Origin of the sequence: Microbacterium hydrocarbonoxydans (genome assembly GCF_900105205.1) — a bacterium.
GTDB lineage: Bacteria > Actinomycetota > Actinomycetes > Actinomycetales > Microbacteriaceae > Microbacterium > Microbacterium hydrocarbonoxydans.
On record NZ_FNSQ01000005.1, the window covers coordinates 3,291,886 to 3,307,107 of the forward strand.

Genomic DNA, 15,222 nt, shown 5'->3' on the forward strand with positions numbered 1-15,222 from the left:
CCGCGGAGCTGCTGCTCAGGCTGCGGCGATGACCGCGAGCACTCCCTCGCCGTAGGCGTCGCGTTTCTTGGCGCCGATGCCGGTGATGCCGTCGAGGTCGGCCAGCGATGCGGGGCGGTGCTCGGCGAGTGCGCGCAAGGTGGCATCTCCGAAGACGATGTACGCGGGCACCCCCTGCTCGCGAGCGGTCTCGGCGCGCCAAGCGCGCAGCGCCTCGAACAGCCCGCGGTCGGCCTGATCCAGCGCATCCGCCGCACTCGCCTTGCGGGCGCGTGGAGAGGACGCGGGGCGCCCGATCGTGTCCTTGCGCAGCGGTACCGGCATCTCGCCCGTGAGCACTCCGCCGGCGTGCTCGCCCGGCGCGAGCGTGCCGTAGTCGCCCTGGGCGGCGAGGATGCCCCGTGCGAGGAGCTGACGGACGACGCTGCGCCAGTCCTGATCCGACAGGTCGGCGCCGATGCCGTAGGTCGCGAGCTTCTCGTGGCCCTGCTGACGGATGCGTTCGGTCGAGGCTCCGCGCAGGATGTCGATCAGATGACCCGCGCCGAACGACTGATTGCGCTCCCGCTTGAGGCGCACGATCGTCGAGAGGAGCTTCTGCGCCGGGATCAGCCCGTCGAATGTCGCCGTCTCCTCGAGGCAGGTGTCGCAGTTGCCACACGGCTGCGAGTCCTGACCGAAATAGCCGAGGAGGTTCTGCCTGCGGCACTCGACGGTCTCGCACAGCGCGAGCATCGCATCGAGGTGCTGGCCCATCCGCATCTTGAACGTGCGATCGCCGGGGCTCTGGTCGATCATGCGGCGCTGCTGCACCACGTCGCCGAGGCCGTAAGCCATCCAGGCGATCGACGGCTCGCCGTCACGGCCGGCGCGACCGGTCTCCTGGTAGTAGCCCTCGACGGACTTCGGAAGGTCGATGTGCGCGACGAAGCGCACGTCCGGTTTGTCGATGCCCATGCCGAAGGCGATCGTGGCGACCATCACGACGCCGTCTTCGCGCAGGAACCGCGACTGGTTAGCCGCTCGCACCTCGGCGGGCAGGCCCGCGTGGTACGGCAGGGCGTCGAAGCCCTGCGCGGCGAGATACGTCGCGGTCTGCTCGACGGACTTGCGACTGAGGGCGTAGACGATGCCCACCGATCCCTCCGGCTGCGCGCGGATGAAGGAGACCAGCTGCTTGCGCGGGTCGACCTTGGGCACGATCCGATACTGGATATTGGGCCGGTCGAAGCTGGCGACGTAGTGCTCGGCCTTCGCCCTTCCGTCGGTGCCGTCGAGGCGCAGCCGCTCGGTCAGCTCCTGGTGGGTCGCGCGCGTGGCCGTCGCCGTGAGCGCCATGCGCGGGACGCCGGGGAACCGCTCGCCGAGATCGCCGAGGGCGAGGTAGTCGGGGCGGAAGTCATGACCCCACTGCGACACGCAGTGGGCCTCGTCGATCGCGATGACGCTGAGCGTCCCGCGCTGCAGCAGCGCGGTCGTCTGAGGCGAGGAGAGACGCTCGGGGGCGACGTAGATGAGGTCGAGCTCGCCGGCGACATAGGCGCGCTCGACCTCGCGGCGCTCGTCGATCGCCTGCGTCGAGTTCAGGTATGCCGCGTTCACGCCGTTCGCGCGCAGCACGTCGACCTGGTCGTGCATGAGAGCGATCAGAGGGCTGATCACGAGACCCGTCCCCTCGCGCACGAGTGCAGGGACCTGATACGTCACGCTCTTGCCGCCACCGGTGGGCATCAGGACGACCGCATCGCCGCCGCCGATGACGTGCTCGACGATGGCGGCCTGGTCGCCACGGAACTCGTCGTACCCGAAGACCGTGTGCAGCGCCTCGGCCGCGGTCGGATACCGGCTCGGGGCCGCTCGCCTGGCGGGCGCGGGCGACGGGGCCACCGTCGCTGTAGCGCGACCGGCGGTGCCGCGACCCACGGTGCCGCGACCGCCCGTGGCAGGCCGACCGGCAGCGGTGGTGACCGGCGTCACGGGGCCCTGGCCCCAGTCGAGCGGCGGCTCGTAACCGGCGCCCTGCGGTTCCCAATCCATCGGCTCCGGCGGCTCGGAGGGCTCCCACCCTCCCTCGTCCCACGGTTCGTCCGCGTACGGCAGATCCTCGTACGGGTCACGGGGGGTCTGCGGCATCCCTCCAGCGTAACGACCCCCGCCGACGTCGGCTGCTTCGCGTCTCAACCGTGTCAGGGCAGCAGATCCAACATCGACGATCGTGCTCGCATTGCGTGGATGATCAACTCCGCGCCACTGTCGAATGTGAGCACGACAGTCTCGAGCAATCGCCCTCGGGTGTCGAATCCGAGACGCAGCTGACGCGCAGGGCTGTTCTCATCGAGGTCCTCGACCCACAGTGGCCAGCCTGCGGCTTGCACGGCGTCCTGGTCGGAGACGCCGTGTCTCCTGGCTCACTCGTGGACCTTCACGCCGCGACGGATGCGAGCGCTTCGCGGATGATGTCCGAGCGCGACTTTCCCTCACGCTCGGCGCGCGCGTCGATGAACGCGAGCTCCTCTGCCGTGAGACGCAACGCGACCACCTGCGAGGGTTCAGCTCCTCGTCCCGGACGTCCGCGTCCTCTCTTCTTGAGCGCCGGCACGTCGTATCCGACCTCCGCCTCCGCAGCCCACTGCGCGATCTGCTCCTCTGAGACCGGCACACCGCCGATCGACTCTCGCTCACTCATATGAATAATGTAATACGGAAATCAGGACCGCGGAAGGCCTGACGGGCGTAGGTTGGTGGCAGACGCCCGAAGGAGCCCCGATGACCGACATCACCGTCACCCGCGACGACGCCGCCTCCCGCTACGAGATCCGCTCAGGCGAGACGCTCGCGGGCTTCGCCGAGTTCGACCTGCGCCCCGGCGCCATCCGCTTCGTGCACACCGAGATCGATCCCGCGTTCCAGGGCCAGGGACTCGCTGGCATCCTGGCCGAACGAGCGCTCACCGATGCCACGGCATCCGGCGAGGCGATCGTGCCGCTGTGCCCGTACATCGCCAAGTACCTCACCACGCATGAGATCCCCGGCGCGGAGATCCGCTGGCCCCAGCGTCCTGGCACGGCACCCGCGGAAGCGTGATCCCGCGCGGTCTGAAGCTGCCCCGCCGGCCTACTGCAGGCAGGTGCCGGTGTAGTACTCGAACAGCGCCTCGCCCGACGCCTTGACGTCGTCGTCGTAGGCGGTCATGAGGGCTGTCGGGTCGTCGCCGATCGCGTCGACGGCGACCTCCAGATAACCCTCCCAGGCCTTCAGGTCGTCGGCGAGCTCAGGCGTCGGCGGCTCGAGCTCCTCGACGAGTGCGAGGCGGGCCTGGACGTCGCCCTCCGTGTTCATCCCCGCGATCAGCGGCGAGAAGGCGGTCGCCGCGGTCTGCGTGTCGTCGAAGAGCGGGCCGCAGAAGTCCGCATCGCCGCCGGAGGTGCATCCGGACAGCATGGCGGCCGATGCACCGAGGGCGAGCAGGATAATGGGAGTGCGTCGCGCGATCATCCGCCGAGCCTACGAGTCCGCTCGACAGCCGGGGTGCCGACGCACCTGAGCGAGGGAGAATCGGATGACGGAGATCGCGAGCACGTCGGACGTCGCAGGCGGCGACGCAGCGCGGATCGGCGAGCGCCGCATCATCCTCGAGCCGCGTGAGGTGCCCCTCGGCGGCGTGCGAGGCATGAGCGTGCTGCGCGTGCTGCCGCACCGCAACCTCCCCACGATCGGCGCCTGGTGCTTCCTCGATCGCTTCGGCCCCGCTGACACGCGCATGCGTGTCGAACCGCATCCGCACATCGGGCTGCAGACGGTGACCTGGCCGCTGATCGGCGAGATCCGCCACCGCGACTCGCTCGGCAGCGACGCCGACCTGCGCCGTGGCCAGCTCAACCTGATGACGGCGGGCAACGGCATCTCGCATTCGGAGTACTCGATCGGCGACGGGCCCGTGCCCCTCGACGCCCTGCAGTTCTGGGTGGTGCTGCCCGAGGGGGCGAGGCACGGAGACGGGGGCTTCGAACGCCACACGGACCTGCCCGCCGTGGCCCTCCGCTCCGAGCAGGGATCGGATGCCACGGCCACCGTCGTGCTCGGCGAGTTCGCCGGCGTGACCTCGCCCGCGACCGTGCATACGCCCATCGTCGGTGCCGAGATCACGGTTCCCCCCGGTGCCCGCATACGGCTGCCGCTGCGCGCGGACTGGGAGCACGCGCTGATGCTCGTCGAGGGCGACGCGGTCGTGTCGACGCACGAGCTCGCCCGCAACGACATGCTCTACCTCGGGGACTCACGGTCGGACGTCGAGGTGTCGAGCGCGGAGGGCGCCCTCCTCTTCCTCGTCGGCGGCGAGCCCTTCGAGGACGAGATCGTGATGTGGTGGAACTTCGCCGGACGCACTCATGAGGAGATCGTCGAGGCGCGCACCGACTGGGAGGCCGCCTCCGACCGCTTCGGCGTCGTCGAGGGCCACGACGTGCGCATCCCCGCACCACCCCTGCCCGACGTGAGGCTGATGCCGCGGGGCCGCAGGATCTGACCGCACGCAGCGGCGCCCCGCGCTCCGAAGAGCACGGGGCGCCGCTGATCGGATGCTACTGCGCGTCGACCGTGACGACCGTGCGCACGTCAGACTCGCCGTACTGCACGAGCCCGAGGTAGCGGGTGCCGGCGGTCAGGCCGGTCCAGCTGAGCTCGTAGCTCGTCGCCTGCCCGCGGACGGCGGGGATCGGGTTCGGGTTCGCGGTGAACGCGCCCTCTCCCTCAGGCTGGACGTTGGCGTAGGTCATGTCCCACGTCATCGGAGCGGTCGTCGAGTACACGTTGGCCACGACCAGGTAGGTGCCGGCCGTCGGTGCCGGCAGCGTCACCCGCTCATCGGCCGATCCCGTCGCCGACTGCCAGCGCTCGTAGTAGCGCAGGTCGTCGGGGCTCACGACCCGGTAGACCGTGAGGTCGAGGTCGCTTCCGGTGTCATCTGACGAATCGAGGTCGAAGCGCGAGAGGGTGCTGCCCTCCGGCACGTCCACGATCCACGACACGTCCTTGTTCTCGTCTCCCGATGCCTCGTCGCCCGAATGTCCGGCGACCCGGCCGTCCGGGTCCTCCAGCAGCGTGAACGGCGTCAGACCGGAGAGACCGAGGGCGAGGTCGCCGTCGACTCCCGGGGTCAGATCGACGGTCGTCGACCCGTCGACGCCGGTGCCCGAGACCTCGGCCGGAGCATCCGCCGTGACCGGGAACACCGCGATCGGCGAGCGCACCGCGTTGCTCTTGCTCTTCCAGGTCAGCGATCCCGTCGCCCACTGCTCGACCGGGGCGCTCTGGTTGTCGAAGGTGACGGTGTACGTCGCCTTCTGGCCGGGCTTGGTGAACTTCAGGGTCGACGGCTTCACCGTGGCCTTGACGCCGGGCAGATCCACGGATGCCGTGAAGGTGCCCTTCTCGGTCGCCGTCACCGTGCGGGTGACGGTCTGGGCGCTCGCGAGCGACCCGATCGAGAATGAGGCGACGTTCAGATCACTGCCGTCGATCGGCTCGCCGGGGTAGTCGGCCAGACCCTTGCCCTCGAGGAACGCGACCCAGTCGGGCACATCGTTCAGATAGAGCAGACCCGGGTTGAACATGCGCTTCGGGTCGACCTGACCCGCGCCCTGCTGGAAGGGATCCTTGTTCTTCGAGCCGTCCGGGTTGACCGTGTCGTATGCCGTGGTCATCATCGCGGACTTGATCTCGGCAGGCTTGGCGTTCGGCCGCTCCCCGAGGTAGACGGCAGCGAGACCCGCGATGTGCGGAGAGGCCATCGAGGTACCGGACAGGATGCCGAAGGTCGGCTTCTCACCCGGCGCGTTCTGCGTCGCAGCGAGGATCGCCACACCGGGAGCCGCGATGTCGGGCTTCATGATGTCGCTGCCGTCGGCCAGCATCGGTCCGCGGCTCGAGAAGCCCGCGATCTGGGGCACCGGCGTCACCACTCCGGTGGTGTTCTTGCCCACCAGCGAGATCGAGCGGTCCGTGCCGCCCTGCACGTACGCCAGCACGGCCGCGCGGTGCGCGGAGGCGAGGTGCACCGTCGGGACGGCGTGGAAGTCGTTGTCGAGCGAGTCGGCAGCTCCCGGCACGTTCACGAGGACCATGCCCTTGCCGCCGGCATCCTTCACGACCTGGGACTTCTCGGCCCTGGCGTTGTTGCCGCGGTCGCAGACCACGATGTGGCCGGCCACCTTCGCCGCATCCAATGAGCCGGGCAGGCACACCGCCGCGTCGGCGGCGGCCTTTCCGGCGGCCGGGGCGTCACCCGCGTAGATCGAGGGTCCGGTCACGGTCGTGCCGAACGGCACGCTCACGGATGCACCTGCCTGCGCGAAGCCGGGGAACTGCACCGTACCCTCCCAGGTCGGGATGGTGGAGGCTGCGACCGTCGTGTACCACGGCGAGGCGTGGTCGGCCGTGACGGAGTCGGGTCCGTCGTTGCCGGCGCTGGTCGCGACGAAGACTCCGGCCGCTGCGGCGTTGAAGAAGGCGATGTCCTCGGGGGCGAGGACGGTGGATGCCGCTCCGCCGCCGATCGAGTAGTTGATCACGTCGACGCCGTCGGCGACGGCCTGGTCGATCGCGGCGATCAGGTCGCTGCCCGCGCAGATGTCATCGGTGGTGACGGCCTCGTCCGGGCCGACGTAGCAGGCCTTGTAGGCCGCGACCTTCGCGCCCGGGGCGACACCGGACACCGTGCCGAAGTTCACGTTCTCGATCGACGCCTTGACGCCGAAGTTGCCCGCAGCGGTGCTCGCGGTGTGCGAGCCGTGGCCGTCGCCGTCACGCGGCGAGAGGTAGTCGTACTGGAAGTCGAAGCCCGCCGCCGCAGCACCGGCGGAGAAGTACTGCCCGCCGATCAGCTTCGTCGAGTAGTCGCTCTTGTCCCACTCCTGCGCTTCGACCATGGCGCCCCGGAACTGGCCGCCGTCGGACTTGTCGAAGTACACGTAGCTGCCATCGGTGTAGGGCTGGGTGCCCTTGTGGCGCTTGTCGCTCTTCTTCTGCTTCTTGAGATCCTTGCCGTCGAACGACGGGTGCTCGGGGGCGATGCCGGTGTCGATGACACCCACGACCACGCCTTCGCCGGCCTTCTCGACTCCGCCGGTCTGCTGCCAGACGCCGCCGCGGCCCTTCTTGTCGTCACCGAGACCGAGGAAGCTCGTCGACGTCTGAGCGTCGGGGTGCCTGACGAAGTCGGGGTAGACGCCGTAGACGTCCTTCGAGGCGCGGAGCTTGTCGACCTGCTCGCCGGAGAGCTCTGCGCTGAAGCCGTTGAGAACCACCTGATACGTGGTCTCCGGGGTGATGCCCGCCTCCTGCGCGACCGTCTTCTGCTCGGTCTCGAGGTGCTGGACATAGCGCTGGGAGTCCTTGGACTGGGTCTCGAGCTGCTCGCCCTCCGCGGGCTTGGTGGCCTTCAGACCCTTGACGTCACCGGTGTAGCTGGCGAGGGGGTCGGACTTGAGGACCACGATGTAGTGCCCTGGCGTGCCCTCGACCGGAGTGGGGTGATTCACCTCCTCCGTCCCTGCGTAGCCTGCGGTTGCCGTCGACGCGATGAACAGCGTGGCCAGGGTGGTGGCCGCTGCCATCCGGAGGGGTGTTCGACCCATGTGCTTCTCCCGATGATCACGGTACGACTGCGTTGCCGCACCGGCGTTCAAGCTACGCCCGCCTTCCGTCCCCGCACCAGAGTCGGGGATTATTCCTGGACGAACGGCCAGCCGAGTCGCCAATGGTCGACAGTAGGCTGGAGGTGTGGCCTCCTCCCCCGTCCTGACGACTCGAGTGCTGCTCGTCTGTGCCGCGATCGGCGTCGCCACGGGCATCCTGGGCGGGATCGCCGGCTGGCTCACGCTGCCGGTCCTCGCGGGACCGGCCTTCCTCTACGGACTCGTGCTGGGGTCGCATGTGCTGCCGGGGATCATCGCGCAGGAGGTGCTGCGCCGGCCGTTGGTCGCTCTCGTCACGCATGTGATCGCCGCCCTCATCTCCAGCGCGTTCAACCCCGCGTGGTCGCTGCGGTTCATCGGCACGGCGCTGCTGTTCGGCGCCATTCAGGAGGGCATCGCCGCGCTCACGCGCTACCGCGCCTGGGGTGCATGGCGCTTCTTCCTCTCGGCGGGAGTGATCGGGGTGGTCGTGGCGATCGTCGTCTTCTTCGCCGCGCACCTGGCCGTACTGCCGCCGTGGGCGCAGATCACGTATCTGGTGATCTCGGTCCTCGGACCGATCGTGTGGACGGCGGTGGGTCTCGCAGTCGGGGCAGCCCTCAGCCGCGCCGGCGTCGCACGGCGCTGACACCCCGTCATCCGATCCCGATGGACGGCGTGCAGATCAGGTAAGGCTCAGCTAAGTTGGTGGGGTACCTTCCGCCGAGACCGGGGACCTGCCGTGCGCACATCTGCGCCTCTTCTCCGCGTACGTGACCTCTCGATCACGCACGCCGACGCCGTGCACCCCTCTCCGAGCGACGTCGACTTCGACATCCACCCCGGCGAGGTCGTGCTCCTGCTCGGCCCCTCCGGATCAGGCAAGTCCACTCTCACCCTCGCGCTGAACGGGCTCATCCCGCACGCCGTCCCCGCGACCATGACGGGCACCGTCGAGGCCGGCGGGCTGCGCACCTCCGACGCCCACACGGCGACCCTGAGCACGCGGGTGGCGATGGTGTTCCAGGATCCCGACGCCCAGATCGTCACGGGAACCCTCTATGACGAGGTCGCGTTCGGACCCGAGAACCTGCTGCTGTCGCTCGACGAGGTGCGTGCGCGGACCGAGGAGTCCCTGCGACGGGTCGGCCTCTGGGAACGGCGGCGGGAGAACCCGGATCGACTCTCGGGCGGCGGGCGGCAGCGACTCGCGATCGCGTGCGCCCTCGCCATGGGGTCGCCGCTGATCGTGCTCGACGAGCCGACCGCGAACCTCGACCCGCAGGGCATCGACGACGTCTACGCCGCGCTGAGCGATGTGGTCGCCGCGGGCGACCGCGCGATTCTGCTGGTCGAGCACAATCTCGACGCGGCGATGGGTTTCGTGACCCGCACGATCGTGCTCGATCGTGCCGGTCGGCTCGCCTTCGACGGACCGCCGGCCGAGGTCATCCGCTCGCACACGCCGGAGCTGCTCGAGATGGGAGTCTGGCTTCCGGCCGCGACGCTCGCGGCGCTGCGGATGCAGGATGCCGGCACCCTGCCCCACGATGTGCTGCCGCTCACGCCGGACGAGCTGGCCGCCGCCGTCGCGGCCGTCGCGGCCGGTCAGCCGCGGGATGCCCAGCCGCAGGGGGCCGCCTCGCGGGCCCAGCCGCAGGCCGTGACTCCGCAGGCCGAGCACCCGCCCGCCCCGACCCCGCCGGCCCCGCCGGCCCCGCCGGCCCCGATCATCAGCGCTCGCGGCCTCACCGTCCGTCGGCACCGCAGCGAGATCCTGCACGGCATCGACCTCGACATCGAGCCGGGCACGCTCACCGCGATCGTCGGCACCAACGGCGCAGGGAAGACCACGCTTCTGCAGTCGCTCGCCGGAGTCGTGCCGCCGCCCAGGCACCAGGTCAGCGTCGACGGGATGGACCCCGGCTCCGCCTCGCCGCGAGAGCTCGCCGCCCGCATCGGCTTCGTCTTCCAGAATCCCGAGCACCAGTTCATCGCGCACACGGTCTTCGACGAACTCGCCCACGGCCTCCGGCTGCGGCGCACTCCGGATGCCGAGGTGCGGGAGCGTGTCGACTCGATGCTCGCCCGCTTCGGACTCGAGGCCAAGGCCGACGTGCATCCGTTCCTGCTCTCCGGCGGCGAGAAGCGCCGACTGTCGGTGGGCACCGCCCTGATCACGCGCCCCCGGGTGCTCGCCCTGGACGAGCCGACCTTCGGGCAGGACCGCGCCAGAGCATCCGAGCTCCTCGCGCTGCTGCACGATCTGCGAGACGAGGGCACCACGATCCTCATCGTCACGCACGACCTGCAGCTCGTCGCCGAGCATGCGTCGCACACGATCGTGCTGCGTGACGGCCGGGTGCACGCGGCCGATCGCACCGCAGTGCTCTTCCGCGCGGAGCGCGCGTTCGTGGAGGCCGGCCTGCGCCTTCCGCTGCTCCAGCGGGTGCTCGCCGCTGCAGGGAGGCCTGTCGCATGAGCACGCAGACCTTCGATCCGTATGCCGCAGTCACCGCCTCCTCCCCACGCCAGTTCCTGTATGCCCTGAATCCGCTGGCGAAGGTCGTCGGCGTCGCCCCCGCGATGCTCGTGCTCATCTTCGTACGCGACCTCGCCACCCCCGCAGCTTTCCTGGCGCTGGCGCTGCTGGTGATCGTCGTCGGCGCGCGACTGACCCTCCGCACAGCCGCCCTCCTCTTCCTCGCACTGCCCGCGGGCATGGCAGCGATCGGTCTCGGATTCTCGCTGTGGGTCGACGCGAGCCGCGTCGACGACACCGCCGGCGTGCTGCAGCTCGGCCCGTGGACCCTCTACCAGGGCGCCCTCGTGATCGGCTTCGCGACCGCGGTGCGCCTCGGGGCGATCATCGCCCTCGCGCTCATCGGCGGTCTCACGACCACGGGGCCCGACCTCGTCCGGGCGAGCGTGCAGCAGCTCCGCGTGCCCTACCGCGTCGGCTACACGGCCCTCGCCGCGTTCCGGTTCGTGCCGCGCTTCGGCCACGAGCTCGCGGTCATCCGCGCCGCTCACCGGGTGCGCGGACATCACGGCGGCAGCGGGCCGTTCGCCCGCATCGCCCGCGGCTGGGGGTACATCGTGCCGCTGCTGGCCGGAGCGATCCGCCATGCCGAACGCGTCGCCCTCGCCATGGACTCTCGCGCCTTCGGCGCTCACCCGACCCGCACCGAACGCCACCTCGTGCCGTTCCGCGCGCGCGACACCGTGTTCATCGTCTGCTGCCTCGCGGTCTCGGCAGCGATCTTCACGGTCTTCTTCCCCTGGCAGCTGCCCTGAAAGGCCTCCGCATGGCTTACAGCAAACTGGTCAAGCCCGAATCGTCCGAGCTCATCCACCTCAGCGTGATCCGGACCGAGCGACTGTCGGAGCACTGGATGAGGGTCACCCTGGGCGGCGGCGAGATCGAGAAGTTCCGCCCGATGGGCTTCGATCAGTGGTTCCGCCTCTTCCTGCCGATCGGCGGAGATGCCGGGCTCGACCGCGTTCCCGCGAAGGCGAACAAGATGTTCGGGTATCTGAAGTTCCTGCGCATCCCGGACGGCGAGCGACCCGTCATGCGCAACTACAGCGTGCGCGCATACCGGCCGGCCATTGCCGGGTCGGGCGCCGAGATCGACGTGGACTTCGTGCTGCACGGCACCGCGGCCGACGGCACGGCAGGACCCGCGTCGCGCTGGGCCGAGACCTGCGCCCCGGGCGAGCACGTGCTCATCATCGACGAGGGTCTCACCTTCAATCCTCAGCGCGGCATCGACCGCGTCGTGCTGGTCGGCGACGAGACGGCGCTGCCCGCGATCGCCTCGATCTGCGCCTCGCTGCCCGCCGATGCGACCGGAATGGCGATCGTGGAGGTCCCCTCCGACGAGGACGCGCTGGAGTTCCCGCATCCCGTCGGCATCGAGGTCGTCTGGATCGTGCGGCCGGAATCCGTCGCCCCCGGCGCCCTTGCCCTGGCTCGCCTCGCCGAGACCGCGCTCCCGGAGGCGCCCTTCCACGCGTATGCCGCCGGTGAGCAGTCGCTCGCGGCCGGGGTGCGCAAGCACCTCGTCGGCGAGCGCGGTGTCGACAAGAACGCCGTCAGCTTCTGCGGCTACTGGAAGATCGGCGCGTCATCCCCCGCGTCGAAAACCGCCCGCGAGGCTGCAGCGGAGCCCCTCGCATGAGCGGGACGGATGCCGCCGGCTCGAACCCGTACGCGGACCCGACCCCCGGTGCGAGGTCGGAAACGCACCCCTCCGTCGATGCCGGGTCGATTTCGCACCCCTCCGTCGACGCGGGGTCAGTTTCGCACCCCGAACGGGGTTCTGCGATGCAGAATCGACCCCGCAGCGAGGGCGGCCGCGGACGCTTCCGCTTCCCCACGGCCATCCTGCTGACCTGTGCCGCGCTCGGTGTGGCCGGCGGCGCCCTCCTGGCGCCGGCGAACTGGATCTCGACGTTCCTCTTCCTCGGCCTGCCGTTCGTCAGCGTCGGCCTCGCGGGGCTGTGGCTGCTGCCCTCGGTCGTCGCGCTGCGGTTGCTGCGCCGCCCGCTCGTCGGGCTACTGGTCGGCCTGCTCGCTGGACTCGTGATCGTGCCGTTCTCCGGCTACGGCTTCGGCAGCGTCGCCACCAACCTCTGGTGGGCCGCCTTCACGGAACTGCCGTTCCTCTTCGTCCTCTGGCGCTACTGGGGCACCTGGCTGCACTATCTCGGCGCGGTCATCGTCAGCATCGTCTACCCAGTGCTCGCATGGGCGTCGTTCAACCTCGGCAGCTTCGAGCTCTGGGTGCAGATCGCGTTCTTCGCGCTGACGTTCGCGAGCTGCCTGGGCGCCACGGCTCTCGGCATCCTGATCGCCGACCGGCTCCGTCGCGCCGGCGTCGGAGGACGTCTGCCCCGCTGACCCACGACCCGATCCGTCGCGATCCCGCCCTGCCCCTGCCCGCACTGCCCCGCCACCGCCACCGCCACCGCCACCGCCGCCACCGCCGCCGCCGCCGCCGCCGCCGAGCACAGCTTCGGATGCCGCGGCCGACACGCCGCCGCCACGCTCTGGAAACCGGCGCGTCGCACCACGAACTCCGAAGCTGTGCCCACGGCAGCGGGGCAGAGGGGCAGAGGGGGATGAGGGGGTGGGGATGCGGGGGTGGGGGGACCGGAGGCGGGCGATGACCACACAGAAAAGGCCCCGGATGCGGCATCCGGGGCCCCGCTGTCAGTGATGTGTCAGCGCTTGCCGACGATCTGACGACCGACGAGGTCGCGCATGATCTCGTTCGTGCCGCCGTAGATGCGGTGCACCCGCGCATCCGTGAAGGCCCGTGCGATCGGATACTCCATGATGTAGCCGTAGCCGCCGTGCAGCTGCACACCCATGTCGAGCACCTCCCACTCGCGCTCGGTCGCCCAGAACTTGACCTTCGCGGCATCCTCCGCAGTGAGTGTGCTGTTCTGGTAGGCGACCAGCGCGCGATCGATGTACGCCCACATGGCGTCCGTGGTCGCAGACATGTCGGCGAGCCGGAAGCGTGTGTTCTGGAAGTCTGCGATGCGCTCGCCGAACGCCTCGCGGTCCTTCGTGTAGGCGACGGTCCAGTCGAGAGCCGCCTGCGCGGCGGCGGCAGCGGCGACGCCGATCGACAGACGCTCGAGCGGCAGGTTCAACATCAGCTGGATGAAGCCCTGGCCCTCCTTGCCGCTGATGAGATTCTCGTCGGGGACGAACACGTCGGTGAAGCTGAGCTCGGCCGTGTCCCAGCCGTGGAAGCCCATCTTGCGGAGCTTCTTGCTCTGGTCGAAGCCCTCCATGCCCTTCTCCACGAGCAGCAGGCTGAACGCGTCGGGCCGGTTGCCCTCGCCGGTCTTGACGAAGGTCACCACGACGTCCGCCGTCGTGCCGGACGAGATGAACGTCTTGGCGCCGTTGAGGATGTATCCCCCGTCGACCTTCTTGGCGTTGGTCTTGATGCCGCGCAGGTCAGAGCCCGCGCCGGGGTCGGTCATCGCGAGCGCGCCGAGCACCTCGCCCGTGGCCATGCGAGGCAGCCACTTCTCCTTCTGCTCCTGCGTGCCCATGTGCACGAGGTACGGCACAGCCAGGTCGTCCTGGATGCCGAACGCACCGGCGAGCGACCCGGCGCCCGAGGCGATGACCTCTTCCATCACGATGGTGCGGAAGCGGTAGTCCTGCAGCATCCCTGCGCCACCGAACTCCTCGGGGACGGACAGACCGATGAGACCGGCCTCGCCGGCCGCCAGCATGGTCGCCCGATCGATCTCGCCCGCGGCATCCCACCGCTCGATGGCCTCGTTGCTCACGTGGCGCTTGACGAAGTCCTTGACGAGGTCGCGGAATGCCTCGTGATCCTCTTCGTAGATGTCGCGTTCCATTGCGTCCTCCCGAACGTTCGTGCGTCGTTGCTCCGGCGATTCTATGTCGGGCCGCCGACACGACGACAGCCCGTTGTGAGAATGCATCCCACAATCAGTGAGACTGGGTACCGCGATTGTCGGATGCCACCAGGCGGCATTCTGAGGGGGCTTCACGACCCGCGGCGCGCTGCCCCCTGAGGGGCGCGCGCGCGACGGTCAGTGCGCGTAGTCGGGCGCGGCAGGGAGGCCGAAGAACTGCTCGAGGGTGTGATACCCGCCCTGATGGTAGGCCGCAGCGAGCTCCCGACCGATGTACCGCAGATGCCACGGCTCCGGCTTGTAGCCGGTGATCCCCGACCCCGCCTGCTCATATCGGACGATGAAGCCGTACTCCCAGGCGTTCGCCGCCACCCACTCCCCCTGCGCGGCGCCGCCGAACGACTCGATGTCGCCGCACGCCGGATCGCAGGCGACGAGATCGAGGGCGAGCCCGGTCTGATGCTCGCTGTGACCCGCGCGCGCCGAGGAGGCATCCGCTCCCGCCTGACCGCTGTCGCGCACGTGCGAGTCGTGCGTCGCCACCTGCAGTTCGTACGACCGGTAGCCGTTGTTCGCGCCGATGCGTCCCGCCCCCTCCGCAGCTGCGGCGTCGGCCAGCTCAGCCACTGCCGTCGCCACGTCGGAGCGCGCCTGCCCGGACTCGGTGGTCGTCTGCAGCGGGATGTCGGCGAGGGACTGCGGATCGAACGCGATCGGGTCGAGAGGCCGCGCCTTATTCACGACCACCCAGACGTGGGCGGGGTCGTCGAGGGCGATGCACGGGGCGTTGCCGGCGACGACGGCCGCCCGGAAGCTCTCGCCCCCACCGAAGCCCGCGATGATCGCCGCATCGTCGGCGACCGAGATCGCCTGCTGCACGCGGGGCTCGGCGCACGGGTCCGCCGCGGTGGTCGCACCGACCTCGACGGCCGGCACCTCCTGCACGACGAGCGGCTGGGGCAGCGCCAGCTCGGTCTGCACGGAGGTCGCCACCGGAGCACCGGCGAGGGACAGCAGGATGCCGATGGCGGTCGCGGCGAGGCCGATCGGAAGTGCGGGGCCGCGGATCGGGGACCGCGGGGCCGCATGCTGAGGCTGCGGCTGGACGTGCATCCTTCCATTGTCTCTTAAGTGG

General features: G+C 69.8%; 13 protein-coding genes. 7 read left to right on the plus strand and 6 right to left on the minus strand.

The window, feature by feature from the left end:
* Positions 1-15: 15 nt before the first annotated feature.
* Both recQ and BLW44_RS16040 read right to left on the minus strand, forming a co-directional pair.
* Complete coding sequence (gene recQ / locus BLW44_RS16030; RefSeq protein ID WP_060928527.1) at positions 16-2,133, minus strand: DNA helicase RecQ; 2,118 nt, start codon at positions 2,131-2,133, stop codon at positions 16-18.
* Between the two features lie 289 nt (positions 2,134-2,422).
* Positions 2,423-2,686, minus strand: coding sequence for a ribbon-helix-helix domain-containing protein (locus BLW44_RS16040; RefSeq protein WP_060928529.1), 264 nt, complete (start codon positions 2,684-2,686; stop codon positions 2,423-2,425).
* A gap of 38 nt (positions 2,687-2,724) precedes the next feature.
* Here BLW44_RS16040 and BLW44_RS16045 point away from each other — a divergent pair, with 38 nt between their 5' ends.
* The gene (locus BLW44_RS16045) at positions 2,725-3,084 is read left to right on the plus strand and encodes a GNAT family N-acetyltransferase (protein ID WP_338061391.1); all 360 of its coding nucleotides are present in this window, start codon (positions 2,725-2,727) and stop codon (positions 3,082-3,084) included.
* 30 nt (positions 3,085-3,114) lie between these two features.
* On the opposite strand, the gene BLW44_RS16050 is transcribed toward BLW44_RS16045, so the two are convergent.
* Positions 3,115-3,495, minus strand: a complete 381-nt coding sequence (locus BLW44_RS16050) for a hypothetical protein (RefSeq protein ID WP_060928531.1) — start codon at positions 3,493-3,495, stop codon at positions 3,115-3,117.
* A gap of 64 nt (positions 3,496-3,559) precedes the next feature.
* On the opposite strand from BLW44_RS16050, the gene BLW44_RS16055 reads away from it, so the two are divergent.
* A complete protein-coding gene (locus tag BLW44_RS16055; protein ID WP_060928532.1) occupies positions 3,560-4,525 on the plus strand; it encodes a pirin family protein in 966 nt (321 codons plus the stop codon).
* Between the two features lie 55 nt (positions 4,526-4,580).
* Here the strand turns inward: BLW44_RS16055 and BLW44_RS16060 are convergent, their stop codons facing one another.
* Positions 4,581-7,634: a S8 family peptidase gene (locus BLW44_RS16060; protein ID WP_167347497.1), complete on the minus strand. Its 3,054-nt coding sequence runs from the start codon at positions 7,632-7,634 to the stop codon at positions 4,581-4,583.
* Between the two features lie 145 nt (positions 7,635-7,779).
* Between BLW44_RS16060 and BLW44_RS16065 the strand changes: the two genes are divergently transcribed.
* From BLW44_RS16065 to BLW44_RS16085, 5 genes are all read left to right on the plus strand, one after another.
* Positions 7,780-8,322 (plus strand): ECF transporter S component, encoded by a 543-nt coding sequence (locus BLW44_RS16065; protein ID WP_060928534.1) that lies wholly within the window; start codon positions 7,780-7,782, stop codon positions 8,320-8,322.
* A gap of 93 nt (positions 8,323-8,415) precedes the next feature.
* Positions 8,416-10,155: an ABC transporter ATP-binding protein gene (locus BLW44_RS16070; protein ID WP_074731912.1), complete on the plus strand. Its 1,740-nt coding sequence runs from the start codon at positions 8,416-8,418 to the stop codon at positions 10,153-10,155.
* A complete protein-coding gene (locus tag BLW44_RS16075; protein WP_060928774.1) occupies positions 10,152-10,970 on the plus strand; it encodes an energy-coupling factor transporter transmembrane component T in 819 nt (272 codons plus the stop codon). The genes BLW44_RS16070 and BLW44_RS16075 overlap by 4 nt, the downstream gene beginning before the upstream one ends.
* A gap of 11 nt (positions 10,971-10,981) precedes the next feature.
* Positions 10,982-11,857: a siderophore-interacting protein gene (locus tag BLW44_RS16080; protein ID WP_060928773.1), complete on the plus strand. Its 876-nt coding sequence runs from the start codon at positions 10,982-10,984 to the stop codon at positions 11,855-11,857.
* A 146-nt stretch (positions 11,858-12,003) separates the two neighbouring features.
* Positions 12,004-12,579 (plus strand): ECF transporter S component, encoded by a 576-nt coding sequence (locus BLW44_RS16085; RefSeq protein ID WP_060928772.1) that lies wholly within the window; start codon positions 12,004-12,006, stop codon positions 12,577-12,579.
* A gap of 323 nt (positions 12,580-12,902) precedes the next feature.
* Here BLW44_RS16085 and BLW44_RS16090 read toward each other — a convergent pair whose 3' ends face one another.
* Together BLW44_RS16090 and BLW44_RS16095 are read right to left on the minus strand one after the other, a co-directional pair.
* Positions 12,903-14,066 (minus strand): acyl-CoA dehydrogenase family protein, encoded by a 1,164-nt coding sequence (locus tag BLW44_RS16090; protein ID WP_060927106.1) that lies wholly within the window; start codon positions 14,064-14,066, stop codon positions 12,903-12,905.
* A 198-nt stretch (positions 14,067-14,264) separates the two neighbouring features.
* Entirely contained in the window at positions 14,265-15,200 is a 936-nt protein-coding gene (locus tag BLW44_RS16095) for a M15 family metallopeptidase (protein WP_060927105.1), read from the minus strand.
* Positions 15,201-15,222: the final 22 nt, after the last annotated feature.